This is a genomic window from Paracoccus sp. Z118, assembly GCF_019061185.1.
Lineage (GTDB): Bacteria > Pseudomonadota > Alphaproteobacteria > Rhodobacterales > Rhodobacteraceae > Paracoccus.
Genome location: NZ_JAHQZU010000026.1, coordinates 1 through 26,355, shown reverse-complemented (window position 1 = coordinate 26,355; position 26,355 = coordinate 1). Strand labels below are relative to the sequence as shown.

General features: G+C 67.4%; 20 protein-coding genes, 1 tRNA gene and 1 pseudogene. 9 read left to right on the top strand and 13 right to left on the bottom strand.

Features of this window, described 5'->3' with window-relative positions:
• The first annotated feature begins 109 nt into the window (after positions 1-109).
• Positions 110-604, top strand: a complete 495-nt coding sequence (locus KTN05_RS14860) for a hypothetical protein (RefSeq protein WP_217330176.1) — start codon at positions 110-112, stop codon at positions 602-604.
• Here the strand turns inward: KTN05_RS14860 and KTN05_RS18215 are convergent.
• Positions 557-904, bottom strand: coding sequence for a hypothetical protein (locus tag KTN05_RS18215; RefSeq protein WP_254368253.1), 348 nt, complete (start codon positions 902-904; stop codon positions 557-559). The two genes, KTN05_RS14860 and KTN05_RS18215, sit on opposite strands and share 48 nt — an antisense overlap.
• A 546-nt stretch (positions 905-1,450) precedes the next feature.
• Here KTN05_RS18215 and KTN05_RS14850 point away from each other — a divergent pair.
• Positions 1,451-1,630 carry a hypothetical protein gene (locus KTN05_RS14850; protein ID WP_217330175.1) on the top strand — a complete coding sequence of 60 codons (180 nt, stop codon included), beginning with the start codon at positions 1,451-1,453 and terminating at the stop codon, positions 1,628-1,630.
• 52 nt (positions 1,631-1,682) lie between these two features.
• On the opposite strand, the gene KTN05_RS14845 is transcribed toward KTN05_RS14850, so the two are convergent.
• The 3 genes from KTN05_RS14845 to KTN05_RS18210 all read right to left on the bottom strand — a co-directional run bounded on the left by KTN05_RS14845 (position 1,683) and on the right by KTN05_RS18210 (position 3,038).
• Complete coding sequence (locus KTN05_RS14845) at positions 1,683-2,318, bottom strand: hypothetical protein (protein WP_217330174.1); 636 nt, start codon at positions 2,316-2,318, stop codon at positions 1,683-1,685.
• Positions 2,311-2,745, bottom strand: coding sequence for a DUF6884 domain-containing protein (locus KTN05_RS14840; RefSeq protein WP_217330173.1), 435 nt, complete (start codon positions 2,743-2,745; stop codon positions 2,311-2,313). The genes KTN05_RS14845 and KTN05_RS14840 overlap by 8 nt, the downstream gene beginning before the upstream one ends.
• 101 nt (positions 2,746-2,846) lie before the next feature.
• Positions 2,847-3,038 (bottom strand): hypothetical protein, encoded by a 192-nt coding sequence (locus KTN05_RS18210; protein WP_254368252.1) that lies wholly within the window; start codon positions 3,036-3,038, stop codon positions 2,847-2,849.
• On the opposite strand from KTN05_RS18210, the pseudogene KTN05_RS18735 reads away from it, so the two are divergent.
• Positions 2,964-4,040: pseudogene (locus KTN05_RS18735) on the top strand (recombinase family protein); the annotation flags it as partial. The gene KTN05_RS18210 and the pseudogene KTN05_RS18735 overlap by 75 nt on opposite strands.
• Positions 4,041-4,581: 541 nt before the next feature.
• Here KTN05_RS18735 and KTN05_RS14825 read toward each other — a convergent pair.
• The 4 genes from KTN05_RS14825 to KTN05_RS14810 form a co-directional block, all read right to left on the bottom strand.
• A tRNA-Arg gene (locus tag KTN05_RS14825) sits at positions 4,582-4,658 on the bottom strand.
• A gap of 83 nt (positions 4,659-4,741) precedes the next feature.
• On the bottom strand, positions 4,742-5,815 hold the full coding sequence (recA, locus tag KTN05_RS14820; protein WP_217330172.1) for a recombinase RecA: 1,074 nt from the start codon (positions 5,813-5,815) through the stop codon (positions 4,742-4,744).
• Between the two features lie 125 nt (positions 5,816-5,940).
• The gene (locus KTN05_RS14815) at positions 5,941-8,031 is read right to left on the bottom strand and encodes an ATP-binding protein (RefSeq protein ID WP_371823382.1); all 2,091 of its coding nucleotides are present in this window, start codon (positions 8,029-8,031) and stop codon (positions 5,941-5,943) included.
• Positions 8,032-8,091: 60 nt separating this feature from the next.
• Complete coding sequence (locus KTN05_RS14810; protein WP_217330170.1) at positions 8,092-9,240, bottom strand: RsmB/NOP family class I SAM-dependent RNA methyltransferase; 1,149 nt, start codon at positions 9,238-9,240, stop codon at positions 8,092-8,094.
• A gap of 187 nt (positions 9,241-9,427) precedes the next feature.
• Between KTN05_RS14810 and KTN05_RS14805 the strand changes: the two genes are divergently transcribed.
• The 3 genes from KTN05_RS14805 (at position 9,428) to KTN05_RS14790 (ending at position 15,666) form a co-directional block, all read left to right on the top strand.
• On the top strand, positions 9,428-10,111 hold the full coding sequence (locus tag KTN05_RS14805) for an ImuA family protein (protein WP_217330169.1): 684 nt from the start codon (positions 9,428-9,430) through the stop codon (positions 10,109-10,111).
• Between the two features lie 241 nt (positions 10,112-10,352).
• A complete protein-coding gene (locus tag KTN05_RS18195) occupies positions 10,353-12,233 on the top strand; it encodes a DNA polymerase Y family protein (protein ID WP_254368248.1) in 1,881 nt (626 codons plus the stop codon).
• An 88-nt stretch (positions 12,234-12,321) separates the two neighbouring features.
• Complete coding sequence (locus KTN05_RS14790; RefSeq protein ID WP_217330168.1) at positions 12,322-15,666, top strand: error-prone DNA polymerase; 3,345 nt, start codon at positions 12,322-12,324, stop codon at positions 15,664-15,666.
• 91 nt (positions 15,667-15,757) lie between these two features.
• On the opposite strand, the gene KTN05_RS14785 is transcribed toward KTN05_RS14790, so the two are convergent.
• Positions 15,758-16,189 carry a cupin gene (locus KTN05_RS14785; RefSeq protein ID WP_217330167.1) on the bottom strand — a complete coding sequence of 144 codons (432 nt, stop codon included), beginning with the start codon at positions 16,187-16,189 and terminating at the stop codon, positions 15,758-15,760.
• Positions 16,186-17,052 (bottom strand): NAD(P)-dependent oxidoreductase, encoded by an 867-nt coding sequence (locus tag KTN05_RS14780; RefSeq protein WP_217330166.1) that lies wholly within the window; start codon positions 17,050-17,052, stop codon positions 16,186-16,188. The genes KTN05_RS14785 and KTN05_RS14780 overlap by 4 nt, the downstream gene beginning before the upstream one ends.
• Before the next feature lie 138 nt (positions 17,053-17,190).
• Here KTN05_RS14780 and KTN05_RS14775 point away from each other — a divergent pair, with 138 nt between their 5' ends.
• On the top strand, positions 17,191-19,785 hold the full coding sequence (locus KTN05_RS14775) for a penicillin acylase family protein (RefSeq protein WP_217330165.1): 2,595 nt from the start codon (positions 17,191-17,193) through the stop codon (positions 19,783-19,785).
• Between the two features lie 51 nt (positions 19,786-19,836).
• Here KTN05_RS14775 and KTN05_RS14770 read toward each other — a convergent pair whose 3' ends face one another.
• Both KTN05_RS14770 and KTN05_RS14765 read right to left on the bottom strand, forming a co-directional pair.
• Complete coding sequence (locus tag KTN05_RS14770) at positions 19,837-20,433, bottom strand: peptidylprolyl isomerase (RefSeq protein ID WP_217330164.1); 597 nt, start codon at positions 20,431-20,433, stop codon at positions 19,837-19,839.
• Entirely contained in the window at positions 20,423-20,932 is a 510-nt protein-coding gene (locus tag KTN05_RS14765; RefSeq protein ID WP_217330163.1) for a peptidylprolyl isomerase, read from the bottom strand. The genes KTN05_RS14770 and KTN05_RS14765 overlap by 11 nt, the downstream gene beginning before the upstream one ends.
• 164 nt (positions 20,933-21,096) lie before the next feature.
• On the opposite strand from KTN05_RS14765, the gene pgk reads away from it, so the two are divergent.
• Positions 21,097-22,323 carry a phosphoglycerate kinase gene (gene pgk / locus KTN05_RS14760; RefSeq protein ID WP_217330162.1) on the top strand — a complete coding sequence of 409 codons (1,227 nt, stop codon included), beginning with the start codon at positions 21,097-21,099 and terminating at the stop codon, positions 22,321-22,323.
• 72 nt (positions 22,324-22,395) lie between these two features.
• On the opposite strand, the gene KTN05_RS14755 is transcribed toward pgk, so the two are convergent.
• Complete coding sequence (locus KTN05_RS14755) at positions 22,396-22,632, bottom strand: hypothetical protein (protein WP_217330161.1); 237 nt, start codon at positions 22,630-22,632, stop codon at positions 22,396-22,398.
• A 166-nt stretch (positions 22,633-22,798) separates the two neighbouring features.
• On the opposite strand from KTN05_RS14755, the gene carB reads away from it, so the two are divergent.
• Complete coding sequence (carB, locus tag KTN05_RS14750; RefSeq protein WP_217330160.1) at positions 22,799-26,137, top strand: carbamoyl-phosphate synthase large subunit; 3,339 nt, start codon at positions 22,799-22,801, stop codon at positions 26,135-26,137.
• Positions 26,138-26,355 lie beyond the last annotated feature (218 nt).

Below are 26,355 nucleotides of genomic sequence, written 5' to 3'. Positions count from 1 at the left end.
GCGCTACGACAGATGCCCCATCGTCTTCCTGTCCGCCGTCGCTCTCGCCGCTACCGTCCTCTTCTGGCTCTGAAATCAATGAGTCTGGAGCCTAAATATTAAAATCGACGTGCAAACTCCCTTTGGTGCCACCAGAAACGAACCAAGGCATCGAAAATTCATCGGTCGAACAGTGAGCAAGATTGTGCTGCCTGTATTCGAGATTATTGAGAAGGAGGCTCGTCGCCGCAATCTGTACACCTACGAGATCGCTTACGGCTCAAAAGCCTCAAAAATCTTTCAGTTCGAGGACTTCGACTTTGAGAAGGAGGATATTCTGCAAACGGAACTTCTAGTGTATTTTATGTCGAAAGCCGCTATAGGGTGCAACGCACGATTCATTCGCGACATGAGTCCCCTGTCTTTCGACCCAGCTTTAGAGGCTGATTACCTGGCGGCATTGCGAACAAATCTCAAAAAACTTCATGTTCTTGATGAGTTGGAAGAGCTGTATCAAGACGAGGTCATAGATTTCAAAGATCGGACCGCTAGGTTGGAGGCAGCAAGCTCAGAGCATTTATCGTATGGTATGGACGATGAGGACGAAGCTGACGCTGAAGAGTAGCGTGAGATACCAGTTTTGCTTCGCTTCACGCAGCCACGATTTCGCAGAATAGGAGAAAAGGGGCGCTAACGCGCGCCCCTTTGCTTCGGTTTGTGGAGCATCTTCCAGCGGCGCGCGCAGGACGATGCGGCCATTGATCGGACAGGTTTCGAGCTGGAGGGTGTAGCCCTTCCCGTCCTTGTGCAGCCATGCAGCGCCGACCTTGTTCCAGAAGGACTTCTCGCCTTTGGTGGTGACGTGCCATGCCAGGTAGTCCGGTGCCTTGACGGCTTGGGGCGTCTTGATGTTTTCGCGTGCCATGATCTTTCTCCTTGGTTGGGTGGCTTGCTAACGCCTTTCCGTCAGGCCGGAGGCAAAGGCTCGGGCTTCATGGTCAACCCGGCTGGCAAAGCCAGGTGGTGCGGGCAGGCCATTGAAGACGGAGCCGCGTCCGGCCAGGGATTCTGGGCGTCCTGATGCAAGCCAGCCGCACACCAAGGGGATCAGCGGCACGGGGGCAGAAAAATTCGCGGCTATCCTAGGCCATCCGCGCGAGGGCATGACTGCCGCTCGTCGCCAGCATCCTTCCGTCGATATTCCGTATCTGGAGCAAAGCCCGTGCTGCGCCCTCGCAGCAACGGACGGGCAAACGCAAGGCTAGTGGCTCTTCCGATCAATCCGTTCTCAATCCTGCCGCGCTTTCGAAGATGACCGCTGCGAAGCGCCGAAGCGTTTCCTGCGCATCCAACCCTTTTGCGTTTCAAGTCCAACGCCCGAACCATCAGCGCCTTCTCTAGGCCGATGATGTGTGCCGGGGCCGAAAGGCCCTGAGTGGTTCGGGGCCTCCTTGAAACAAAGGAGGATACGATGAAACTCGTCTCACGCTTCGAAGCGGCAACTTGCAGCAGCGCCGAATTGCACGGTCTGCTCGGACAGGCACAGCTTGCCTTTGCCGTCGCGCAGCGCGGATCGCAAGAGCGCCGCGATGTGCTGGAATCGATACGAAACATCGAGAACGAGCTGGCGACCCGCGCGCCAGCTCCATAAATCCTGCGCGGCTGGCCGGATGGTCAGCCGCGAATTTTTCTTCTTCTTGCGCTCAGCTCTCTCGCGCTTCCGTATGGAAAGCCAGTGCTTGGACGGTCGAAACGTTTAGAGGCTGGCCGCCGAAACCCTGAATGTTCCAGAGTCCTTCTCGAATAATTTCCGCTTGGTGTTTTAACCCAAGCCAGTTCGGTGATGGTTTACAATCGGCACAACATTTGATCGTTGCCAGAAGAGATTTTTCGAGTTCGAGCCTCTCATGCTTTTCTTTTACAGGAAAAACAACAAATTCAAGATTGTCGGTTATGTACTGGCTGACGCGGGCCTCGACGTCATGCTGGCGCAACATATCCACGCGGTCGGCAAATTTCACCTTGTTGGCTCTCGACGTGAGATCGAAATTCCACTGTGCAAGAAATGGATCGTCGGCCAACAGGCAGCGTCCGATGTGTTTACGAAAAATGCTTCTATCCTTGTTCGGCTTGAACAGGTGCTCGTGCAATCTCTTCGGGAGATTATCCTTTCCTGTATGCGTTCCAACGCGAACGATGCGATTTCCGCCATGCGCGAGTTCGCCTGACTCAAAGACCAAGTAAATACCGTTCTTCGGCACTTCTCCGGCAGCATACGAAGCATTGAGACGAGGAAGTGTATTCGCCCAACGGTGCAGGATTTCACAGGCTTCAGACATGGTATTGCTCGTTCAGCCACCTGAGTCGTTTGCCTTGCGAAAGGCCATCCATAGGCTCGGTAACATGCGCTAGCCTGGGGGTGAGGAATTCCGAATATTTCTTTCCGGCCAGTAAAACAAATTCATCAGCCTGTAGATCGCAGCGGGCTTCTAGTGAAGCAAGCACTCCATCCGACCATTCCTTACGATCTTTCACCTTCATATTGTTCAGTGTTTTTTCGTATGGCGAAATTACCTTGTCTAGTTCGAGAAGCCCGTGAAGGGCAGACAGAATGTATATTTCTTTAGGATCAAGCAGGAGCGCATAGCTCATCATCTTCTTGAAGAGTGGGCTCGTGTATAAATCTCGCGCCTTGCTGGGAGCGTTTCTCTTACTCTTCACGCAAGAGATCAGAACTATAGGGCGCTCTCTGTCGTCGAAATCCATTTTGTTTCCAGCTTATTACCACAAAGGTTTAACAAAACGCAGGTCAAGCACAAAGAGAAAAGCGGCAGGCCCTCAGGCCAGCCGCGATTTTTTGTGCCTTCTCAGAACAAAGATAGCTGCGCGCCACGCCATCCGGTGCGCGCGGCCTCATGGTCGAGCCATGCGGTCACGAAGGCGACCGCGCCGCCGTGCTCCGCCACGGTTCCTTTGCTCATGAAGTGCGAGCGATAGCCCGTCTCGGTGACGGGAAGCGGCGTTCTGCCCTCGCTCCGCATTTCGATGTGATCAACCATGCCGAACGAGTCCGGCGTGAAGGTGATCTCGATCAGAACGCCGTGCCATATGATTTTGTGCTGCTCCGCGTATCGAGCGCAAAGCAGACGGTACGCGGCGATGGCCTTGGCTCACAGGAAACTCGCTGCCGCGAGTTTGCCAAGTATAAGAAGTATGAGGTGGTTGAGGTCTTCCGTGATGACACGTCGGGCAGTCTTACGACGCGCCCCGGCATGCAGGCGATGCTGTCCTACCTGAAAGGACAGCGGAAAGAGCCGCACGCGGTCATCATCGACGACATCAGCCGCCTTGCGCGCGGTCTGATGGCGCACTTCGATCTGCGTGTGAAGATCGGCGATGCGGGCGGCGTTCTGGTGAGTCCGTCCATCGAATTTGGCGAGGACTCCGACTCCCAGCTCGTCGAGAACCTGCTCGCCTCGGTCTCGCAGCATCAGCGCCAAAAGAACGGCGAGCAGACGGTGAACCGGATGCGCGCCCGCATGCAGAACGGCTATTGGGTATTCCAGGCTCCGGTCGGCTACCGGTACGAGCGCACGAGCGGGCACGGCAAGCTGCTGGTTCGGGACGAGCCCAATGCCTCCATCCTTCAGGAAGCGCTAGAAGGCTACGCCTCAGGGCGCTTCCAGACGCAAGTCGAGGTCAAGCGCTTCCTTGAGCGGCAACCAGACTTCCCGAAAGACCTGCCGAATGGTGAGATTCGCAACCAGCGCATCTACGAGATGCTGACCCGCGTCGTCTATGCCGGGTACGTCGAGGCCCCGAATTGGGGCGTCGGTCTGAGGAAGGGCCACCATGAAGGCCTTATCAGCTTCGAGACGTTCGAGACCATCCAGAAGCGGCTGACGAGCACAGCGAAGGCTCCCGCGCGCAAGGACATCAGCGCGGACTTCCCGCTGCGGGGATTCGTCCTGTGCAACGATTGCGGCAAGCCGCTGACGGCCTGCTGGTCTCAAGGCAAGAACCAGAAGTACCCGTATTATCTCTGTGCGACGAAGGGCTGCCAGAGCTATCGGAAGTCCATCAAGCGCGAGGAGCTTGAAGGCGAGTTCGAGGGCGTTCTCCAGCGTCTGGAGCCGTCTGAGACCCTGTTCGGTCTCGTGCGGATGATGTTCAAGGACGCCTGGAACATGCGCCTCCAGCAAGGCGCTGAGGCGGCGAAGTCGCTGAAGGAGAGCGTCCGTAGTCTTGAGAAGCAGATCGAGCAGCTGCTCGACCGGATCGTTGAGGCGAGCAACGACTCGGTTGTTGCGGCCTATGAGAAGCGGATCGCGAAGCTGGAGCGGGAGAAGGTGCTCGCGCTGGAAAAACTGTCCTCGACGGGCAAGCCGAAGCATACCTTTGAGGAGTCGTTCGAACACGCCATGCGATTCCTCGCAAACCCTTGGCAAGTATGGGATAATTCCGATCTGGCGATGAAGAAAACGGTCCTGAGACTGGCTTTTGCAGAGCCTTTGCCCTACTGCCGGAATCAGGGACTTCGAACACCTAATTTAGCCTTCCCATTCAAGGCCTTAGGTGACATTTTCAGTGGAAAAAGTGAGATGGCGCACCCGACAGGATTCGAACCTGTGACCTCTGCCTTCGGAGGGCAGCGCTCTATCCAGCTGAGCTACGGGTGCCTGGAGCCGTCAGATAACGGTATCGCGGTCGCGCTGCAATGGGCAAACTGCCATTGCAGCGCAAGGGATGTGGAACGCGTGGCTCACTCCTCGGTCAGGTCGGAGCCGTCGCCTTCGTCCGTGGTGCCGAAATCCAGGCCGTGGCTTGCGCGGATGCGGTCCTCGATCGCGGCGGCGAGTTCCGGATGGTCGCGCAGGAACTGCTTGGCATTCTCGCGTCCCTGTCCGATCCGCTCATCGCCATGGGAATACCAGGCGCCCGATTTCTCGACCACGCCGACCTTCACGCCGAGATCGAGCAACTCGCCGACCTTGGAGATCCCCTCGCCATACATGATGTCGAACTCGACCTGCTTGAAGGGCGGAGCGACCTTGTTCTTGACGACCTTCACCTTGGTCGTGTTGCCGACCACTTCGTCGCGGTCCTTGATCGAGCCGGTGCGGCGGATGTCGAGGCGCACGGAGGCATAGAACTTCAGCGCGTTGCCGCCCGTCGTCGTCTCGGGGTTGCCGAACATGACGCCGATCTTCATGCGGATCTGGTTGATGAAGATCACCATGCAGTTGCTGCGCCCGATCGAGGCGGTCAGCTTGCGCATCGCCTGGCTCATCAGGCGGGCCTGGCTGCCCATCTGCATGTCGCCCATGTCGCCCTCGATCTCGGACTTGGGCGTCAGCGCCGCGACCGAATCGACCACGACGAGGCTGACCGCGCCGGAGCGGACAAGCGTGTCCACGATCTCCAGCGCCTGCTCGCCGGTGTCGGGCTGGCTGATCAGCAGTTCGTCCAGGTTGACGCCCAGCTTCTTGGCATATTGCGGGTCAAGCGCGTGTTCCGCGTCGACGAAGGCGCAGACGCCGCCCTTCTTCTGCTCCTCGGCCACGACATGCAGCGTGAGCGTCGTCTTGCCCGAGCTTTCCGGGCCGAAGATCTCGATGATCCGCCCTTTGGGCAGGCCGCCGATCCCCAGCGCGATGTCGAGCCCGAGCGAGCCGGTCGAGGTCGCCTCGATCTCGGCCACCGGATTGTCGGCGCCGAGCTTCATGATCGAGCCCTTGCCGAACTGCCGTTCGATCTGGGCCAGTGCGCTGTCCAGTGCCTTCTGCTTGTCGGCGGACCGCTTGTCGTTCATCTGCAAGATTTCTGCCCCTGCCATCTGCTCATCTCCTTTTGTCACACCGGCCCGGTCGCGGCAATGCGCTGCGTCGCCCCAATGTTCGCCTGTTGTTCACGTTATGCCTGCATTGCGTTTTCCGCGCAATCCATTCCGTGCGCGCCCCCTCATGCGGACACCAGATCGGCGGCGCTGACCGCCGGTGAGGATGGCGGACGCCCGGCCAACTGGTTCTCGACACAGGCCACCAGGTCCGAGAGCGAGAAAGGTTTGGGCAGGAACACGGAATTCGGGATCGCCAGCGCCCCGTCGGCGAGCGAGTGCTCGGTATAGCCCGACATGAACACGACCCGGGTGCCGGGCCGGTCGCGCAGGGCGGCGCGGACCCAGGCGGGTCCGTCGAGACCCGGCATGACCACATCCGTGACGAACACATCGGCGCGCACGCGGTCGTCGGCGAGGATCGCCAGCGCCGCCTCGGCGTTGTCGGCCTCGAGCACGTCCAGTCCGCGCAGGCGCAATGCGCGCACAGCAAAGGCGCGGACGGGGGCTTCGTCCTCGACCAGCAGGATGGTGCCCGAAGGGCTGGCCCCCTCGGCAGGCACGGCGGGAACCTCCAACGGCGCTGGGGCTGCGTTTTCGGGAGCGCCGGAGCGGTGGACGGGGAAGAGCAGCTCGAACGTGGTGCCCTGCCCCACGATGCTGTCGCAGAAGATGAAGCCGCCGGTCTGCTTGACGATGCCGTAGGCGGTGGACAGGCCGAGGCCGGTTCCCTCGCCCTGCCGCTTGGTGGTGAAGAACGGCTCGAAGATCTTGCCGATCTTGTCGGCGGGAATGCCGCAGCCCTGATCGGCGACGGTGACGCGGACGTAATTTCCGCGCGGCAGCGTCACCCGGTCGCGGGGCATTCCTTCGGCCAGCCGGACGTTCTCGGTCTGGATCGCGATCTCGCCCCCGCCCGGCATGGCATCGCGGGCGTTCACGACCAGGTTCATCATCACCTGTTCCAGCTGCCGCCGGTCGGCGCGGATGGATTTCAGCGCCGGATCATGGGTGAAGGTCAGCCGGGCCCGCTCGCCCACCAGCCGGTTCAGCAGATGCGTCAGGTCCGAGAGCGTGTCGCGCAGGTCGATCACCTGCGGGTTCAGCGCCTGCTTGCGCGAGAAGGCCAGCAACTGCCCGACCAGCGCAGCGGCGCGGTTGGCGTTCTGGCCGATCTGGTAGAGGTCGGCGTAATCGGGGTCGGCCTTGTCGCGGCGCAGCATCAGCAGGTCGCAATGGCCGGTGATCGCCGTCAGCAGGTTGTTGAAGTCATGGGCGATGCCGCCGGCAAGCTGGCCGATTGCCTGCATCTTCTGGCTCTGGACGAATTTCTCCTCGAGCGTCTTCATCGCGCTGGCATCGGTCAGCACGGCGACAAGGCCGGGCTTGCCGTTCAGCTCGCAGGGGGACAGCGTGACCTGCAGGAATCGCTCGGCCCCGCTGGCGATGACACGCAGCACCTCGCTGCGTCCCGATTCGCGGTTCTCGGCCATGTCGGCCAGCCACTCGCGGACGGGGCGGCCCGGTCCTTCGAGGATCTTCGCCAGCGGCCGCCCGGCCAGTTCCTCGCCCAGCAGGCGATGCGCCTGGAGGTTGGCGTCCACGATCGCGCCGCCCGCATCCAGCCACAGCAGCGCCACCGGCAGATCAGCGGGCACCGACTGCCCGGCGGCAATCGCGGGGGCGGGGTCATCCGGCTCGGCCCCGGCCGGCAGGTCCAGCGTCCAGAGCTGAATCCGCGATCCGGGACGGCGGCTGACCTCGACGCGCCCCGAGGGCTGCAACGGGATCTGTGTCGCCTGCCCCGCGCGGGCCAGCGCCGCGCGTGCCAGCGGCTCGGGCCCGGCCCGGAAGCGCGAGAGCAGCCCCGCGACCGGATGGCCGACGAGGTCCAGATGGGCCGCCGCCGCATCGTTCTGCGCCAGCACCTCGCCGCCGGAATCGACCGCCCAGACGGGGCGCGGCTCGGCCGCCATGGCCCGGACCCCGGCGCGCAGGTCGCGGCGCAGGCGCAGTTCCTCCAGCAGGCGCGCGGCGGCGGTGAGCCCGCCCAGCAGATACCACGCGGTCGCCACCGCTCCCGCGATCACCAGCACGCCCGGCGCCATCCGGCCCGGCTGAAGCACCAGCCAAAGCGCCCCGATCAGCACGGGCAGCATCAGCACCGGCACCAGGACCAGCGGAAGTTGCGAGATCCGGGGCGGTTTCCTCATCATCTCGGGCATGATCCTTGGGGGCATTCGGGCGCTGATAACCCGCGGCAGCTTAACAAGCGGTTAATCGCGCACCAGCACGGCGTGAAAAAAACCGTCGCTGGCAGTCAGCGGCGTCAGCGTCTGCGCATGGGACAGGCGGAATTCGGGGTGAACGCTCAGAAACCGCGCGATCTGGTCCTCGTTCTCGGCCCGCAGCAGCGAGCAGGTCATGTAGGCGAGACGCCCGCCGGGGCGGACATGGCGCGCGGCGCGATCCATGATGCCGGCCTGCAGGGCCGTCAGCCGCTCCAGACCCTCGGGCGTCAGCCGCCACTTGGCATCCGGCGTGCGCCGCCACGTGCCCGAGCCGGAGCAGGGCACGTCCGTCACCACCAGATCGAAGCTGCCGGTGGGACTGGCGGGCGCGAGCGCGATCGCCGCCCCTGCCCGCGTCGCGCGGGCGGGCAGGTCGCGCATCCGGGCGGGGTCGGCGTCATGCGCCGTCACCCGCGCCCCTTCTGCCGCAAGGGCCAGCGCCTTGCCGCCGCCGCCGGCGCAGTAGTCCAGCACTCGCTCGCCCGCTTCCACTCGCAGCGCCGCGCAGGCGATCTGGGGCGAGAGGTCCTGCAACTCCACCAGCCCCTCGCGATAGGCGGCCGAAGCGGCGACGCGCCGCTCTCCCGCCGTCGCCCGCAGGGCGGTGGGCAGGGCCGAGGCGGGGTCGGTCAGCACACCATCATCCGCGAGCGCGGCCTGCGCCTGCGCGGGCGAAACGCGGGCGGCGTTCACGCGCAGCCATACGGGCGCCCGCTCGCGCAGCGCCGCGGCGACGGCGGGGAAATCGGGGCCGAGATCGGCGGCGAGCCGCGCGGCGATCCAGCCGGGCAGATCCAGCGCGGGGTCCGCCGGCGTGTCCGGCCTGGCCGCCTCGGCGGGGGTCAGCGGCGCGGGCGCGTGGCCCTGCCCGGTGAACAGCGCCGCCGGATCCTGCCCCATCTCGCGGCACATCCCGATCATCAGCCCGCGCCCGGTCTCGGCCCCGCCCAGTGCCGCGCGGGTGCCGCGCTTGCGCAGGCTGTCATAGACGAGGTCGCGCACGGCTTGCCGGTCGCCCGAACCGGCGAAGCGGCTGCCCCGCGCCCAGCGGAGCAGCGCCTGCTCGGCCGGAGTCCCGCCGAGGATCTGGTCCAGCAGTTCGGCTGCGGCCTGGACGCGGGCGGCGGGCATCATTGGGGCGTCTCTGCGAGGTGAGGCAATGGCATGGCGATTTTCCCCGAAACCGGATGAGAGCTGGCCTTCCCTTAGCGCGGTCAGGCCGGCCGGGAAACATCCCGCCCGCTCCGCATCTCTGCAACCGAAGGGATTTGCGAATCGTTCCGCTCAGGAATAGAACGTATAGAGAACACACGAGAGCCGCATGACCTTTCATTCCTTCGGGCAGCGGCCCGCGCTTTCCGGGCAGGCGCGGGCCGACGAGACGTCCGCGCCGGACGCCTTCGCCGCCCCGACCCTGTCCGAGGCCTTCGCCGCGCATCCGCTGGACGGGGCGGCGGCGGGTTTCGTGCTGGCAATGCTGCGCGGGGGCGGCCCGGTGTTGTGGGTGCAGGACCGGCTGTCGCGGCGCGAGGCGGGGGCACCCTACCTGCCCGGCATTGAGCGGCCGCTGCTGCGGGTGAACCTTTCGCGCCCCGTCGATGTGCTGGCCGCGCTGGAGGACGGGCTGGCCTGCCCCGCCCTTTCCGCCGTGGTGGGAGAGCTTCACGCCGCCGCCCCCAGCTTCACCGCGACCCGCCGCCTCGCGCTCAGGGCCGAGCGGTCCGGCCTGCCCTGCTGGCTGATCCTGCACGGAAGCCGCCCCCAGCCCAGCGCCGCAAGGCTGCGCTGGCGGGTAAGCTGCGCCCCATCGGCGCCCCATCCAGACGACCCCCTGTCGCCCGGCGTCCCCCGCTGGCGGGCCGAGCTGTTCCGCGCCCGCACCCGCCCGTCCGCCACATGGCTGGTGAGCCCGGCGCCGGACGGGCCTGAATTTTCCCTTCTGTCCGACAGCACCGACCTTCCGGCATCGGCGCCGGGGACAGAAGTCCGGCATGGAACCGCATGATTCCGGCCGCTTTCGGCGGATGGTGACGCTCCACCTGCGGCCCGGATCGTGGCCGGTCCACGCTGCGGGCCGCAATGACGGGAAGCCACCCGCATTCCGGCACCCTCGCCTGAGAGGATGCGGCAAGGCACCGTGGCGCCACGCGGCAGGAGCGAGCAGATGAGACCGATGAGATTTCGGGATCAGGAACTGAGGCCCTCTGCCGAAGCTTCGGCACTCCGCCCGCTGGAAAGTGTCCCGCATGGCACCGCCTGATCCGAAACCCTCCGTCCGGCGGATCGTGTCGATCCATCTGCCGCTGCTGCCGATCGAGCTGTGGCTGGCCCATGCCGCCCGACGCGGCGAGGATGTGCCGGACGACCTTCCGCTGGCGCTTTCGGTCGAGGGGCGGCACGGGCCGGTCATCCACGGCGCCAACCGGGCGGCGCGTCTTGCGGGCGCGCGCGAGGGCGTGCGGGTCACGGACATGCGCGCGATCTGCCCCGCGCTGCGGGTCGAGGAGGCGCGGCCCGAGCTTGAAGCGGCGACCCTGCAACGGCTGATGCTGTGGGCGCGGCGCTGGGGGCCGTGGTCGGCGGCGGACGGGGTGGACGGCCTGATCGTGGAGACGACCGGCGCGGCCCATCTGCATGGCGGCGAGGCGGCGATGCTGGCCGACATGCAGGGCCGCTTCGCCGTGGCCGGGCTGACCGCGCGGGTGGCCGTCGCCCCCACGCGCGGCGCGGCGTGGGGGCTGGCCCGCTTCGGGGCCGAGCGCGCCATCTGCCACGACACGAAGGACCTCTCGCCCCTGCCCGTCGAGGCGCTGCGGCTGTCCGAGGATACGCTGCTGCTGCTGCGTCGGTTGGGGCTGCGGCGCGTGGGCGATCTGGCGGCGCTGCCGCGCCTGTCGCTGATGCGCCGCTTTGGCAGGATGCCGGCGGAGGGCAACCCGCTGATCCGGCTGGACCAGGCGATGGGGCGGCTGGCTGAGCCGGTCTCCTCGCCCGAGCCGCCGCCGCGCTTTCAGGCGCTCGCGCGGCTGGCCGAGCCGGTGCAGGACCCCTCGGACTGGCTGCCGGGCCTCACGCGCGAACTCTGCGACCGCCTTGCCGCCGGGGCGCAGGGCTGCCGGCGGCTTTGCCTGTCGGTCTATCGCGTCGATGGCCAGCGGCGCGATCTGAGCGTGGCGCTGGCCGCGCCGACCCGCGATCCGGCGCATCTGCTGCGCCTCTGGGGCGACCGGCTGGAGCGGCTGGACCCCGGCTTTGGCTTCGACCTCATCACGCTGACCGCCGAAGCGGTGGAGCCGCTGGCGGCGGTGCAGGACCGCCTCGACGGCGGCCCCGACGCGGCGCTGCAACTCTCCCGTCTGGTGGACAGGCTGAGCGCCCGCTTCGGCGCGCAGGCGATCACCCGCCCCGAGCCGCAGGAGAGCCACGTTCCCGAACGGGCGGAACGGGCCGGGGCGGCCGAGGGCGAGAGGCCGCGCAAGGAAGCGGCGGTGCAAAGGCGCCGAGCAGAGGAAGAGGCAGGCAAGAAGGCAGTCCGTCCTGCTTCGGTCGATCCGGCCGCGATTCGATGCGGGCCAGACTCCGATCCGCCCGCTCGCCCCTCCCCGTCAGACGAGGCGGAATGCCCGCTTGGCCCGGATACGGGTGTCCGGCTGCGGTCAGTGCCGGATGCATGTCTGCCGCGGGTGGCCGGTCGGCCCCCTTGCATCAGCCGCAACGAAGCGACGGACACGTCCGGCGAACGGCGCGCCTTACCGCCGACTCTCCGGCTCGTGCCCGGCGCTGCGGCACTTTCGCCTGCCGAAGACAACCCCGCTCCCCTCCCCGCCCGCACCCTGCGCCCCCTGCGCCTGCTCGATCCGCCCGAGGAGATCCGCGTCCTCTATGTCATCCCCGAAGGCCCGCCCGCGCAGTTCGTCTGGCGGCGGCAGATGCTGCGGATCGCGCGTCATGCGGGGCCGGAGCGGATCGCCCCGGAATGGTGGCGCGACCGGCCGGGCACTCGGCTGCGCGACTATTTCCGGGTCGAGGACACGGACGGGCGGCGGCTGTGGATCTACCGCGAGGGGCTCGTCCTTGACGGGCGCGGGGGCACGCCGCGGTGGTTCCTGCATGGGGTTTTCGCGTGATGCGCCGGTCCAGACGGCGCGGGGGTGATGCGGGGCTCTGCCCCGCGCCCCGGGATATTTTGGCGAAGAAGAAAGGGGCCGGGGGCTGATGCCGGAGAAAGCCACATTCTCGCGCCGGACGCTCGATATCGCGTTCGCGCCGAACCCGCGCGCGGATTATGTCGAGCTGGGGGTGACGACGGCGTTCTCCTTCCTGCGGGGGGCATCGGTCGCGCCCGAGCTGGCCCAGGCCGCGTGGGAGCTGGGCTATGACGCGATCGGGATCGCCGACCTGAACAGCCTCGCCGGGGTGGTGCGGATGCATGCCGAGGCGAAGGCGGCGCAGATGCGGGCGGTGATCGGCGCGCGGATCGTGCTGACCGACGGGACCGCGTTTCTCGCCTATCCAACCGACCGCGCGGCTTACGGGCGGCTGTCGGCGCTGATCTCGAAAGGGCGGATGGCGACGGTGGAAGGGGGGTGGCAGGCCAAGGACAGATGCGACCTGACGGTGGACGATCTTTCGGCGGCGGCAGAGGGACCGGCGGGAAGCATCATCCGGCTGATCTGGCTGCCCGATTGCAGCGGCGATCTGCCCGCGCTCGTCCGGCGGCTGCCGACGCTGGGGCATGTCGCGGCCTCGTATCTCTATCGCGGCGACGACCGGGCGCGGATCAACCGGCTGGACAATCTTGCCCGCGCGCACGGGCTGTCGATTATGGCCACGAACGACGTGCATTACCACGCCCCCGACCGCCGCCCGTTGCAAGACGTGATGACCTGCATCCGCCACAAGACCACCATCGCGCAGGCGGGCTTCCTGCTGGCCCCCAATGCCGAGCGGCATCTGAAATCGCCCGCCGAGATGGCGCGGCTGTTCGCGGACTGGCCTCATGCCATCGCCGCCACGCGCGAGATCGCGGATTCCTGCGGGTTTTCGCTGGACGAGCTGCGTTACGAATACCCCGCCGAGACGGTGCCGGACGGGCTGACGGCCGACCGGCATCTGGCCGATCTGACCTGGACCGGATGCGAGTGGCGCTATCCCGATGGCACGCCCGAAGAGGTGCGGGACACCATCGTCAAGGAACTGGCGATGATCGCCGGCAAGAAGATCGCCCCGTATTTCCTGACCATCCACGAAATCGTGCAGTTCGCCCGCGCTCAGGGCATATTGTGCCAAGGCCGCGGCTCGGCCGCCAACAGCGCGGTGTGTTTCGTGCTGGGCATCACCCCGGTCGATCCGGCCCATCACGAATTGCTGTTCGAGCGCTTCATCAGCGCAGATCGCGACGAGCCGCCCGATATCGACGTGGATTTCGAGCATGAGCGCCGCGAGGAGGTGATCCAGCACATCTATCGCAAATACGGCCGCCATCGCGCCGGGCTCTGCGCGACGGTCATCCACTACCGCCCCCGCAGCGCGATCCGCGAGGTGGGCAAGGCGATGGGGCTGTCCGAGGACGTGACCGGCGCGCTCGCCTCGACCGTCTGGGGTAGCTGGGGCGAGGGGCTGGAGCATGCGCCGGAAACGGGGCTGAACCTCTCCGATCCGCATCTGGCGATGACCCTGAAGCTGGCCGAGCAGATGATCGGGATGCCCCGGCATCTGAGCCAGCATGTCGGCGGCTTCATCCTCACCGAAGGGCCGCTGACCGAAACCGTGCCGATCGGCAACGGCGCCATGCCCGAGCGCAGCTTCATCGAGTGGGACAAGGACGACATCGACGCGCTGGGTATCCTGAAAGTGGACGTGCTGGCGCTGGGGATGCTGACCTGCATCCGCAAGTGCTTCGACCTGATCGCCGCGCATCACGGGCGGCGGCTGACGCTGGCCGACGTGCCGAAGGAGGATGCCGCGACCTACGACATGCTGTGCCGGGGCGACAGCGTGGGCGTGTTCCAGGTCGAAAGCCGGGCGCAGATGAACATGCTGCCGCGCCTGAAACCGAAGAGGTTCTACGATCTGGTGATCGAGGTCGCCATCGTCCGCCCCGGCCCGGTGCAGGGCGACATGGTCCACCCCTATCTGCGCCGCCGCAGCGGCGCGGAGGTGGTGGAGTATCCCCGTCCCGGCCTGCCCCATCCGCAGAACGAGATGGAGGATATCCTGAAGCGGACGCTCGGCGTGCCGATCTTCCAGGAACAGGCCATGAAGATCGCGATGGTCGCCGCAAGCTTCGATTCGAAGGAGGCGAACGAGCTGCGCAAGGCGATGGCCACCTTCCGCTCGCGCGGGACGATCGAGAAATTGCAGGACAAGATGGTGGGCCGGATGATCGAGCGCGGCTACGATCCCGATTTCGCCCGCCGCTGCTTCGACCAGATCAAGGGCTTCGGCGAATACGGCTTTCCCGAAAGCCACGCGGCCGCCTTTGCGAATCTGGTCTATGTCTCGGCCTGGCTCAAATGCCACTATCCGGCCGCCTTCGCCGCCGCGCTGCTGAACAGCCAGCCGATGGGGTTCTATGCCCCGGCGCAGATCGTCGGCTGCGCGCGGGCGCACGGGGTCGAGGTGCGGGCGGTGGACGTGAATCTTTCGGACTGGGACAACACGCTGGAGCCGGTGATGGAAGAAGGGGCTTTGCCCCTCTGGACCGTGCCGGCCCATTCACCCCAGGATATTTCGGCACCGAAGACCCGCTTCGCGCTGCGGCTGGGGCTGCGGCAGATTTCAGGACTGGCCAGGCCGATCGCCGAGCGGATCGTGGCGGCGCGAGAGGTGCCTTACGCCGATCTGAAGGGGCTCAAGGACCGGGCGCGGCTGGATGCGGGCACGGTGCGGCGGCTGGCGGCGGCGGATGCGCTGCGGTTGCTGGATCTGGACCGCCGCGCCGCCTTGTGGGAGGCGCGGGCGCTGCGCGATGCGCCGGATCTGCCGCTGTTTGCCGAACGGGACGAGGGCGAGGAGCCGCCCATCGCCCTGCCCGCGATGCCGGTCTGCGAGCATGTGGTGGCCGATTACCAGACCTTGCGGCTGTCCCTGAAGGCGCATCCGATGCGGTTCCTGCGCCGGTCGATGGCGCGGCAGGGCTATGTCCCGGCGGCGGGACTGGCGGGCCTGCGCAATCGGCAGGCGGTGCGGATGGCGGGGATCGTGCTGATCCGCCAGCGGCCCGGCAGCGCCAAGGGCGTGTGCTTCGTCACCATCGAGGACGAGACCGGCGTGGCGAATCTGGTGGTCTGGCCCAAGGTGTTCGACGCCTTCCGCAAGACCGTGATGAGCGCCCGGCTGATGGCGGTCGAGGGGTATATCCAGCGCAGCGAGGGGGTGACGCATGTGGTGGTGCAGGCCGTCCGCGACCGCAGCGACGCGCTGCTGCGGTTGGCGGATGGTCAGGCCGTGAACCCGCAACTCGCCCGCGCCGACGAGATCAGGCGGCAGCTTCCCGCGCCGCGGGCCGGCCATCCGCGCGATGCCCGGATCATGCCGGCGTCGCGGGATTTTCATTGAGCCGGGGTCAGGCGGAGGTGGGGCGCGCTGCCGTTCTTTGGCGAGAGCCGGTGCGGTCCGCCTCCAGGGCCGCATTCCGCACCGGACCCGCTCAGCCGCCCTTCGCGCCCGCCGAAAACCCCCGCCCTGCCCCGAGCACCGGATCGCGCTCGGGCCATTCGAGCGCGACCGAAGGATCCCCCTCACCTTCCTGCATGTCGGGAGTCAGCCCGCCGGGATAGGCGCCGACGACCGCGAAGTCGTCCGTCGATTCGACGTTGCGATGCGCCACGCCCGCCGGGATCACCAGCACGTCGCCCGCCGCGAGGTCGTGGACCGGGCCGTCACCTCCGCCAAGCTGGATGCGGGCCGAGCCGGCATAGCAGCCCAGCACCTCGTGCGTGGTGACGTGGAAATGGTGGTAGTCGAAGACCCCGTTCCGCCATGCGCCGGTCCAGCCGTTTTCCGCGAAGCGCATCTCGAACCACTCGGGGCACGGCTCGCCCGCGCCCTTGTGAAACACGGCGTCGTTCGCCCTGCTCATTTCCGCAGTCGGGCGACCAGGGACGAGGTGTCCCACCGCCCGCCGCCCATGTTCTGCACGTCCTTGTAGAACTGATCGACCAGCGCCGTCACCGGCAGGCTCGCGCCGGTCTCGTCGGCGGTGGCGAGGCAGATGCCGAGGTCCTTGCGCATCCAGTCCACGGCGAAGCCGTGGTCGAACTCGCCCGCTGCCATGGTCTTGTGGCGATTGACCATCTGCCAGCTTCCGGCCGCGCCCTGGCTGATGACCTCGACCACCTCGGGGATCGAGAGACCCGCCCGCTCGGCGAAGTTCAGCGACTCGGCAAGGCCCTGCACCAGCCCGGCGATGGCGATCTGGTTGCACATCTTCGTCAGCTGCCCGGCGCCCGTCTCGCCCATCAGGCGGCAGATCTTGGCATAGGCGGCGATCACCGGCTCGGCGCGGGCGAACTGGTCCTGCGGCCCGCCGCACATCACGGAAAGCTGGCCGTTCTCGGCACCGGCCTGCCCGCCCGACACCGGGGCATCGACGAAACCCACGCCTTTTTCGGCCGCCTTCGCGGCCAGTTCGCGCGTCACGGCGGCGCTGACGGTGGTGTGATCGACGAAGATCGCGCCGCGTTCCATTCCGGCGAAGGCACCCTCGGCCAACGTGCAGAGCTGGCGCAGGTCGTCGTCGTTGCCGACGCAGGCCATGACGAACTCGGCCCCCTGCGCCGCCTCGCGCGGGGTGGATGCGGCGCGGCCGCCGTGTTCCGTCACCCACCGCTCGGCCTTGGCGGCGGTGCGGTTGTAGACCGTGACCTCGTGCCCGGTGCGGGCGAGATGCCCCGCCATCGGATAGCCCATCACCCCAAGACCCAGAAATGCCACGCGCGCCATCGTCCGTTCCTCCTCGTCCCCGATGCCGCCGTTGATCTGCGGCCGGTGCTGACTTATGCATCGGCCCGCATTTCAACGCTTCCGAGCCGCGCGGGTCAACCCGCGCTTCCCGCCCCGACCCGAAGGACCGCCCCGCAGATGCTGACGCTTTTCCGCTGGCTCGTCCGGCTGACCGTGGGCCTTCTGGTCGGCGCCGTGCTGGCGGTCACGCTGGCGTGGTATTTCGCGGTGCGCTCGCTGCCCGACTATCAGGCCGCGCATCAGGTGCAGGGGATCGTCGCGCCGGTCGAGATCGTGCGGACCACCGACAACGTGCCGCATATCTTCGCCGGATCGGACCACGACGCCTTCTTCGCGCTGGGGCTGGCCCACGCGCAGGACCGGCTGTTCCAGATGACGGTGCTGCGCCGCGCAGCGCAAGGGCGGCTGTCCGAGCTTTACGGCCCGCGCACCTACGCCGCCGACGATCTCGCCCGACGGCTGGGGCTGTGGCGGCACGCGCAGGCCTCGCTGGATTCGCAGGATGAGCGGACGATGGCGGCGCTGTCGGCCTATGCGGACGGGGTGAACGCCTGGATCGGGCTGGTCAACGAAGGCGCGCGGGGGCGCGGCGCGCCCGAGTTCTTCGTGCTGCCCGGCGACATCGCCTATTGGCAGCCGGCGGATTCGCTCGCCATCCTGAAGCTGCTGGCGGCGGGCGCGACCGACCAGATCGCCGCCGAGGTGCTGCGCGCGCGCCTGTCCATCGCCGCGCCCGAGCGCGGGCAGGAGGTGGTGGCCGAAGCCGGAGAGCCCGCCCTGCCCGCCTACGCCTCGCTGTTCGGGAACGCGCATCTGCCCAGCCCCGACCGCATCGCGGGGCCGACGCCGGATGGCTGGTTCGCGGGGCTGGCGGGCTTCGTGCGGCCGGGCGCCGGCGCCTCGGCCAACGGCTTCGCCGCCGCGCCGGAGCGGACGGCCGCGGGCGCGCCGCTGCTGGCGAACGACCCGCATGTGGCGCTGACCGCGCCGTCGCTGTGGTATCTGGCGCGCATCGAGCTGGCCCCGGGCGGGGTGATCGGCGGCACCGTTCCGGGGATTCCGGCGGTGTTGTCGGGGCGCAACCCGGCGCTCGCCTGGGGGCTGACCCCCGCGCGGATCGACGATCAGGATCTGGTCATGGAAGAGGTGCAGCCGGGCGACTCGACCCGCTATCGCGGCCTGCGCGGCTGGACCGATTTCTCCACCCGGACCGAGATCATCCGCGTCCGCGATGGCGCCGATCAGACGATCACCCTGCGCGAGACGGAGAACGGCCCGGTGATTCCCGGCGGGCACTTCAATCTTTCGACCATCACCCCGGCGGGGCATGTCGCGGCGCTGCGCTGGACGGGGCTGGCGGACGACGACACCACCATGACGGCGCTGGTCGGGCTGATGATGGCGGGCGACATCGGCGCGGCGAAGACGGCGGTGCGCGGCATCAACGCCCCGGCGGTGCAGGTGACGCTGGCCGATCAGGACGGGATCGCGCAGACGCTGGCGGGCGCGGTGCCGCTGCGCAATCCGGCGCAGCCTGCCTCGGGCGCGATGCCGGTGCCGGGCTGGCAGGCGGAGGGGCGGTGGCAGGGGCTGCTGCCGGCGGCAGCGCCGGAGCGTGACCGGACCGCCGACAAAGGCATCGTGGCGGCGACCGGAGCCGAGCCGCTGAACGGCGGCGGCGTGACCGCCGCGCCGCACGCTGCAACCGGAACGCAGGGCGTCATCGACGTGACCATCGCCGAGCTGCTGCAACCGGCGGCGGCGATGCCCGCCCAACCGCCGCAAAGCGCCTCGATCCTCGGCCATGACCGCGACGGGCCGCTGCGGCGCGCGCGGCTGATGCGGCTGCTGTCGGCGCGCGAGGTTCATTCGCGCGACAGCTTCATCGACGTGCAACTCGATACCGTCAGCCCGGCGGCGCGGGCGCTGCTGCCGCTGGTCGGCGCGGATCTGTGGTTCACCGGCGAGCCCGCCGCGCCCGGCACACCGGAACGCCAGCGGCAGGACGCCCTGTCCCTGCTCGCCGAATGGGACGGCAACATGAGCGAGCATCTGCCCGAGCCGCTGATCGCCTCGGCCTGGCTCGCGCAGCTTCAGACGCGGCTGGTGCATGACGAGCTGGGCCCCCTGACCGAATCGCTGTCGCGGTTGCAGCCATCCTTCATCGAGCGGGTGTTCCGCGATGTGGACGGCGCGTCGGTCTGGTGCGACGTGGTGCAGTCGGCTCCGGTCGAGACCTGCACCACCATTGCCCGGCAGGCGCTGGACGCGGCGATCCTCGACCTGACGAGCCGCTTCGGCGGCGACGTGACAAGCTGGCGCTGGGGCGACGTGCACGAGGCCCGGCATGAGCATCCCGCGCTTGGCCGGGTGCCGGTGCTGCGCTGGGTGGTGAGCCTGCTCCAGTCCACGTCGGGCGGCGACTTCACGCTGGCGCGGGCGGGTCTGGCGGGCGGCGAAGGCGCGGCCAACGCCGATGGCCGCTGGGCGCAGGTGACGGGGGCCGGCTATCGCGGCGTCTATGACCTCGCCGATCCCGACAGTTCGGTCTTCATCATTTCGACCGGGCAGTCGGGGCATCCGCTGTCGCGGCACTATGACGACCTGTCGGAACTCTGGCGGCGGGGCGAGTATATCGGGATGTCGCTGGACCCGGACCTCGCCCGCGCGGGGGCAGAGGGCGTGATGACCCTGACGCCCGTGCCGCAATGACAAGGGGCGGCAGGCCGAAGCCCGCCGCCCTGTAGCTTCATCGGCGGAAGATCACTCGGTGATCGTGACCTTGGCCATGTAGTCGGGGCGGTCCACCGCGCCGTTGGCGGCCGAATCGCCCTTCTTGATCGCGTTCAGCACGTCCCAGCCGTCCACCAGCTGGCCGACGACGGTGTATTCCCCGTCGAGGAACGGCGCCGGGGCCAGGTCAATAAAGAACTGGCTGTTGGCGCTGTCCGGGCTGGCCGAGCGGGCCATACCGACGGTGCCCGCGCCGAAGGTCACGTCGCTGAACTCGGCCGGAAGGTCCGGCAGGTCCGAGCCGCCGGTCCCGGCCATCGCCGTGTCGCCGCCCTGCTTGCCGAACTGCACGTCGCCGGTCTGGGCCATGAAGCCGTCGATGACGCGGTGGAACACCACGCCGTCATAGGCCCCGTCGTTGGCCAGCGTCACCAGCCGCTCGACATGGGCCGGGGCCGCGTCAGGCAGCAGGTCCAGGACGATGGTGCCCTTGGGCTCGCCCGCGGCGTCCGCGACCTCGATCACCATGTTGGGGCCGGCGCCGTCGGTCGCCTGCGGCGCGTCCTGCGCGGCAGCCGCGCCGCCAAGCGCGATCAGCGCGGCGGAGAGGATCAGCTTACTGGACATCGGCGGCCACCTTGACGGAGATCATGCGGCCGGGGTTCGCCGGCGGCTCGCCGCGGGCGATCTTGTCCACATGCTCCATCCCCGAGATCACCCGTCCGTAGACCGTATATTGGCCGTTCAGGAACGAGTTGTCCTTGAAGTTGATGAAGAACTGGCTGTTGGCGCTGTTCGGGTTCTGGCTGCGCGCCGCGCCCAGCGTCCCGCGCTCATGCGGCAGGCGCGAGAACTCGGCCGGGAGGTCCGGCATGTCGCTGCCGCCGGTGCCGGCGCGGCCGGGGTTGTAGTCCTTTTCCATGTTGGCGTGCTCGACATCGCCGGTCTGGGCCATGAAACCCTCGATCACGCGGTGGAAGGCGACATTGTCATACTTGCCGGCGCGGGCGAGCGCCTTCATGCGCTCGGCATGTTTGGGCGCCACGTCGCTCAGCAGCTCGATCACCACCGGGCCGTCCTTCAGCTCGATGATGATGGTGTTCTCGGGATCCTTGATGTCGGCCATCCGGGCCTCCTTTCGATGTCGATTGCGAAGGCTTAAGCGCCCGCGCGGCCAAGGGCAACGCGCGCCGGCGGGGACCGGCGCGGCGAATGGGCGGCAGTTGACGCGAATGTCATCTGGGCCCAGATAGGCGCGACAGCTTGTGAACGGCGAAAAAGGGGACCGGCATGGCCCAGTTCAACACGATCGACGACCTCGACATGGACGGGAAGGTGGTCCTGACCCGCGTGGACCTGAACGTCCCGGTCGAGGACGGGCGCGTCACCGACGCCACCCGGATCGAGCGGATCGTGCCGACGGTCAAGGACATCCAGGCCAAGGGCGGCATCCCGGTGCTGCTGGCCCATTTCGACCGCCCCAAGGGCCAGCGCAACGACGCCATGAGCCTGCGGCAGATCCTGCCGGCGCTGGAAGCGGCGCTCGGCCAGCCGGTCAAGTTCGCTGACGAGATCGTGGGCGGCGCCGCCAAGCGCGCCGTCGCGGCGCTGGCAAAGGGCGATGTCCTGCTGATGGAGAACACCCGCTTCTATCCCGGCGAGGAAGCGAACGACGCGACATTCGCCGCCTCGCTGGCCGCGCTGGGGTCGGTCTATGTGAACGACGCCTTTTCCGCCTCGCACCGCGCCCATGCCTCCACCGAAGGGCTGGCCCGGCTGATGCCCTGCGCCGCCGGCCGGCTGATGGAGGAGGAGCTGACCGCCCTGCAATCCGCGCTCGGGGCGCCCTCGCGCCCGGTCGTGGCGGTGGTCGGCGGGGCGAAGGTCTCGACCAAGCTGGACCTGCTGTCGAACCTGATCGAGAAGGTCGAGAATCTGGTGATCGGCGGCGGCATGGCGAACACCTTCCTCGTGGCGCAAGGGATCGAGGTCGGCAAGAGCCTCGCTGAGCGCGACATGGCCGACACCGCGCGCGAGATCCTCGCCAAGGCGCAGACGACCGGCTGCACCATCCATCTGCCCGTGGACGTGGTGGTGGCGCGCGAATTCAAGGCCGGCGCGGAAAGCGAGACCGTGCCGGTGACTGCCTGCCCGGCCGACGCGATGATCCTCGACGCGGGGCCGCAGACCATCGGGGCGATCGGCAACGTCTTCACCAAATGCCGCACGCTGATCTGGAACGGCCCGCTGGGCGCCTTCGAGATCGAGCCGTTCGACGCCGCCACCAACGCCGCCGCGAAGGTCGCCGCGCAGCTGACGAGCGAAGGGCGGCTGATTTCCGTTGCCGGTGGCGGCGACACGGTCGCGGCGCTGAACAAGGCCGGGGTCGCGGGCGAGTTCACCTTCATCTCGACCGCCGGCGGCGCGTTCCTCGAATGGATGGAGGGCAAGGACCTGCCCGGCATCGCCGCGCTGACCAACTCTCCCGAGCAGTTGCAGCGTTTCCCCCAAAGCTGAGATCGGGCTTTCCGCCACGACCGGAAGGCGGCCCGACCCGGCCGCCCTTTTTCCGTTGGTGACGCGGGGCCCTCAGTTCGGGGCGGTGGTCGCCGTGCCTGCCGGCGCGGTCGCCGCATCGCCGGGAATCGGGTCGGGCGCCAGCGCGTCGGTGCCGGGTGCGATCACCTCAACCCCCTCGGTATCGCTGCCCCACGGCGCGAACAGGATCATCGCCAGAACGGCCAGCCCGATCGCGACGATGATGGCGATGATCGCGGGCTTGTGCCTGCGGGCGGCTTTCTTCGGGTTGTTCGTGTTGTAGGACATCTGGTTCCTCACTTTCGGCCCTCGCTGGGAAACGCGCCCGCATGCCCCCGCGTTCCCCCGCGTCTGGCGCACGACCTTGGCCGCAGCGCCCCGGCTGCCCTTGCGCGTCGGCCTTCGCTGGATATAACCCCGGACGATTTAGCGCCGATGACCCGAGGGAACCGCCATGCCGAAAAGAACCGATATCTCCTCGATCCTCATCATCGGCGCGGGACCCATCGTCATCGGCCAGGCCTGCGAGTTCGACTATTCCGGCGCCCAGGCCTGCAAGGCGCTGCGCGAGGAAGGCTACCGCGTCATCCTCGTGAACTCGAACCCCGCGACGATCATGACCGACCCCGGCATGGCCGATGCGACCTATATCGAGCCGATCACCCCCGAGATCGTGGAAAAGATCATCGCGGCCGAGCGTCCCGACGCGCTGCTGCCGACGATGGGCGGGCAGACCGCGCTGAACACCGCGCTGGCGCTGGCGGATCGCGGCACGCTTGAAAAATACAACGTCGAACTGATCGGCGCGCAGCGTTCCGCCATCGAGATGGCCGAGGACCGCGGGCTCTTCCGCGAGGCGATGGACCGGATCGGGTTGGAAAACCCCAAGGCGACCATCATCACCGCGCCGAAGGCCGCCAACGGCAAGTTCGACATCAGTGCCGGCGTCGCGATGGCGGTGGAGGCGCTGGACGTGGTCGGCCTGCCCGCCATCATCCGCCCCGCCTTCACGCTGGGCGGAACCGGCGGCGGCGTCGCCTATAACCGCGACGACTACGAGGCCATCGTCCGCTCCGGCCTCGACGCCTCGCCGATGGCGCAGGTGCTGATCGACGAAAGCCTGCTGGGCTGGAAGGAATACGAGATGGAGGTCGTCCGCGACAAGGCGGACAACGCAATCATCGTCTGCTCCATCGAGAACATCGACCCGATGGGCGTCCACACTGGCGATTCGATCACCGTGGCCCCGGCGCTGACCCTGACCGACCGGGAATACCAGCGGATGCGCTCTGCCTCCATCGCGGTGCTGCGCGAGATCGGCGTGGAAACCGGCGGGTCCAACGTGCAATGGGCCGTGAACCCCGCCGATGGCCGCATGGTCGTGATCGAGATGAACCCGCGCGTCAGCCGCTCCTCGGCGCTGGCGTCCAAGGCGACCGGCTTCCCCATCGCCAAGATCGCGGCGAAGCTGGCAGTCGGCTACACGCTGGACGAGCTGGACAACGACATCACCCGCGTGACTCCGGCCAGCTTCGAGCCGTCCATCGACTACGTGGTCACGAAAATCCCGCGCTTCGCCTTCGAGAAGTTCCCCGGCAGCAAGCCCGAACTCACCACCGCGATGAAGTCGGTGGGCGAGGTCATGGCCATCGGCCGGACCTTCCACGAATCGCTGCAAAAGGCGCTCGCCTCGATGGAGACCGGCCTGACCGGCCTCGACGAGATCGCCATCGAAGGCGCGGCCGAGGAAGGCCGCCCGGCCTTCATCAAGGCGCTGTCGCAGCAGACCCCCGACCGCATCCGCGTGATCGCGGAGGCCATGCGCGCCGGGCTGTCGGACGACGATATCAACGCGGTGACGAAGTTCGATCCGTGGTTCCTCGCCCGCATCCGCGAGATCGTGGACGCCGAGCATGAGATCCGCCAGAAAGGCCTGCCGAACGACGCCGCAGGCTTGCGCCGCCTGAAGATGATGGGCTTCACCGACGCGCGGCTCGCGCATCTGACCGGCCAGACGGAAACCGCCATCCGCCGGGCCCGGCAGGCGCAGGACGTGCTGCCGGTCTTCAAACGCATCGACACCTGCGCCGCCGAGTTCGAGGCGCAGACCCCTTACATGTATTCCACCTACGAAGCCCCGGCGATGGGCGACGTGGAGGACGAGGCATGGCCCAGCGACCGCAAGAAGGTCGTCATCCTCGGCGGCGGCCCCAACCGCATCGGCCAAGGGATCGAGTTCGACTATTGCTGCTGCCACGCCTGCTTCGCGCTGACCGACGCGGGCTACGAGACCATCATGGTCAACTGCAACCCCGAGACGGTTTCGACCGACTACGACACCTCGGACCGCCTGTATTTCGAACCGCTGACGCTGGAGCATGTGCTGGAAATCCTGCGCGTCGAACAGGAAAACGGCACCCTCCACGGCGTGATCGTCCAGTTCGGCGGCCAGACCCCGCTGAAGCTGGCGCAGGCGCTGAAGGACGAGGGCATCCCGATCCTCGGCACGACCCCCGACGCCATCGACCTGGCCGAGGACCGCGAGCGGTTCCAGAAGCTGCTGAACGAACTGGGCCTCAAGCAGCCCGTCAACGGCATCGCCCATTCCGCCGATCAGGCGCGCGAGATCGCGCAGCGCGTCGGCTTCCCGCTGGTGATCCGCCCCTCCTACGTCCTCGGCGGCCGCGCGATGGAGATCGTGCGCGACATGGACCACCTCAACCGCTACATCACGACCGCAGTGCAGGTGTCGGGCAAGAACCCGGTGCTGCTCGACAGCTATCTTTCGGGCGCGATCGAGGTGGACGTGGACGCCCTGTCCGACGGCACGACCGTCCATGTCGCGGGCATCATGGAACATATCGAGGAAGCCGGCGTCCATTCCGGCGACTCGGCCTGCTCGCTGCCGCCCCACACGCTGGACGCCGCCACCATCGACGAACTCAAGCGCCAGACGGAATCGATGGCCCGCGCGCTGAACGTCGTCGGCCTGATGAACGTGCAGTTCGCCATCAAGGACGGCGAGATCTTCGTGCTCGAGGTCAACCCCCGCGCGTCCCGCACCGTGCCCTTCGTCGCCAAGGCCACCGACAGCGCCATCGCCTCCATCGCCGCGCGGCTGATGGCGGGCGAGCCGATGGCGAACTTCCCCCTGCGCGCGCCCTACCCCGCCGGCGTCGGCCCCGACACGCCGCTGCCCTATGCCGACCCGCTGACGCTGGCCGACCCGGTCACGCCGTGGTTTTCCGTCAAGGAGGCCGTGCTGCCCTTCGCCCGCTTCCCCGGCGTGGACACGCTGCTGGGGCCGGAGATGCGCTCGACCGGCGAGGTGATGGGCTGGGATCGCAACTTCGCCCGCGCGTTCCTGAAGGCGCAGATGGGCGCGGGCACGCATCTGCCGGAAGCGGGCCGCGTGTTCGTCTCGGTCAAGGACGCCGACAAGACGCCTGAGATGGCCGCCGCCATGCGCGACCTGGCCGCGATGGGCTTCACCCTGATCGCCACCCGCGGCACCGCCGAGTTCCTGCGCGGCGCCGGGGCCGAGGCCGAGCTGGTCAACAAGGTCTACGAAGGCCGCCCGAACATCGTGGACCGCTTGAAGAACGACGACATCGCCATGGTGCTGAACACGACCGAAGGCGCGCAGGCCATCGCGGATTCGCGGGAGATCCGCTCGGTCGCGCTGTATGACAGGATCCCCTATTTCACGACGGCGGCGGGGGCGATTGCGGCGGTGGCGGCGATCCGGTCGCGCGAGGAAGGGGACGTGGGGGTCAGGACGCTGCAGGGGTGAGCCGTCAGCAATCACGGAGTGTTCTTATATCAACTGTCCGCTTGTCACAGGCTACTCTGAAGTGCGCTTTATAGCGTTTCTTTGCTATCTCCCGAGCCTTCTGAGTAGCTCTATTTTCCTTAGGGAACCGCTGAAAAACCTCCTGTCCGCAGCCGGATCTGGTAGGCTTGGGCGTCCCCACGAGGAGCCCTTCTCATGCCGAAACAGCCCGCCATTCC

What these genes read in the sequence shown, in the direction of transcription:
- KTN05_RS14790 (WP_217330168.1), top strand. Translation starts at nt 12,322, where the DNA reads ATGCCGGAGAAAGCCACATTCTCGCGCCGGACGCTCGATATCGCGTTC.
- KTN05_RS18210 (WP_254368252.1), bottom strand. Translation starts at nt 3,038, where the DNA reads ATGGTTGATCACATCGAAATGCGGAGCGAGGGCAGAACGCCGCTTCCC.
- pgk (WP_217330162.1), top strand. Translation starts at nt 21,097, where the DNA reads ATGGCCCAGTTCAACACGATCGACGACCTCGACATGGACGGGAAGGTG.
- KTN05_RS14810 (WP_217330170.1), bottom strand. Translation starts at nt 9,240, where the DNA reads ATGATGCCCGCCGCCCGCGTCCAGGCCGCAGCCGAACTGCTGGACCAG.
- KTN05_RS14770 (WP_217330164.1), bottom strand. Translation starts at nt 20,433, where the DNA reads ATGTCCAGTAAGCTGATCCTCTCCGCCGCGCTGATCGCGCTTGGCGGC.
- KTN05_RS14785 (WP_217330167.1), bottom strand. Translation starts at nt 16,189, where the DNA reads ATGAGCAGGGCGAACGACGCCGTGTTTCACAAGGGCGCGGGCGAGCCG.
- KTN05_RS14780 (WP_217330166.1), bottom strand. Translation starts at nt 17,052, where the DNA reads ATGGCGCGCGTGGCATTTCTGGGTCTTGGGGTGATGGGCTATCCGATG.
- KTN05_RS18195 (WP_254368248.1), top strand. Translation starts at nt 10,353, where the DNA reads ATGGCACCGCCTGATCCGAAACCCTCCGTCCGGCGGATCGTGTCGATC.
- recA (WP_217330172.1), bottom strand. Translation starts at nt 5,815, where the DNA reads ATGGCAGGGGCAGAAATCTTGCAGATGAACGACAAGCGGTCCGCCGAC.
- KTN05_RS14845 (WP_217330174.1), bottom strand. Translation starts at nt 2,318, where the DNA reads ATGTCTGAAGCCTGTGAAATCCTGCACCGTTGGGCGAATACACTTCCT.
- KTN05_RS14765 (WP_217330163.1), bottom strand. Translation starts at nt 20,932, where the DNA reads ATGGCCGACATCAAGGATCCCGAGAACACCATCATCATCGAGCTGAAG.
- carB (WP_217330160.1), top strand. Translation starts at nt 22,799, where the DNA reads ATGCCGAAAAGAACCGATATCTCCTCGATCCTCATCATCGGCGCGGGA.
- KTN05_RS14840 (WP_217330173.1), bottom strand. Translation starts at nt 2,745, where the DNA reads ATGGATTTCGACGACAGAGAGCGCCCTATAGTTCTGATCTCTTGCGTG.
- KTN05_RS14815 (WP_371823382.1), bottom strand. Translation starts at nt 8,031, where the DNA reads ATGATGAGGAAACCGCCCCGGATCTCGCAACTTCCGCTGGTCCTGGTG.
- KTN05_RS14755 (WP_217330161.1), bottom strand. Translation starts at nt 22,632, where the DNA reads ATGTCCTACAACACGAACAACCCGAAGAAAGCCGCCCGCAGGCACAAG.
- KTN05_RS18215 (WP_254368253.1), bottom strand. Translation starts at nt 904, where the DNA reads ATGGCACGCGAAAACATCAAGACGCCCCAAGCCGTCAAGGCACCGGAC.
- KTN05_RS14805 (WP_217330169.1), top strand. Translation starts at nt 9,428, where the DNA reads ATGACCTTTCATTCCTTCGGGCAGCGGCCCGCGCTTTCCGGGCAGGCG.
- KTN05_RS14850 (WP_217330175.1), top strand. Translation starts at nt 1,451, where the DNA reads ATGAAACTCGTCTCACGCTTCGAAGCGGCAACTTGCAGCAGCGCCGAA.
- KTN05_RS14775 (WP_217330165.1), top strand. Translation starts at nt 17,191, where the DNA reads ATGCTGACGCTTTTCCGCTGGCTCGTCCGGCTGACCGTGGGCCTTCTG.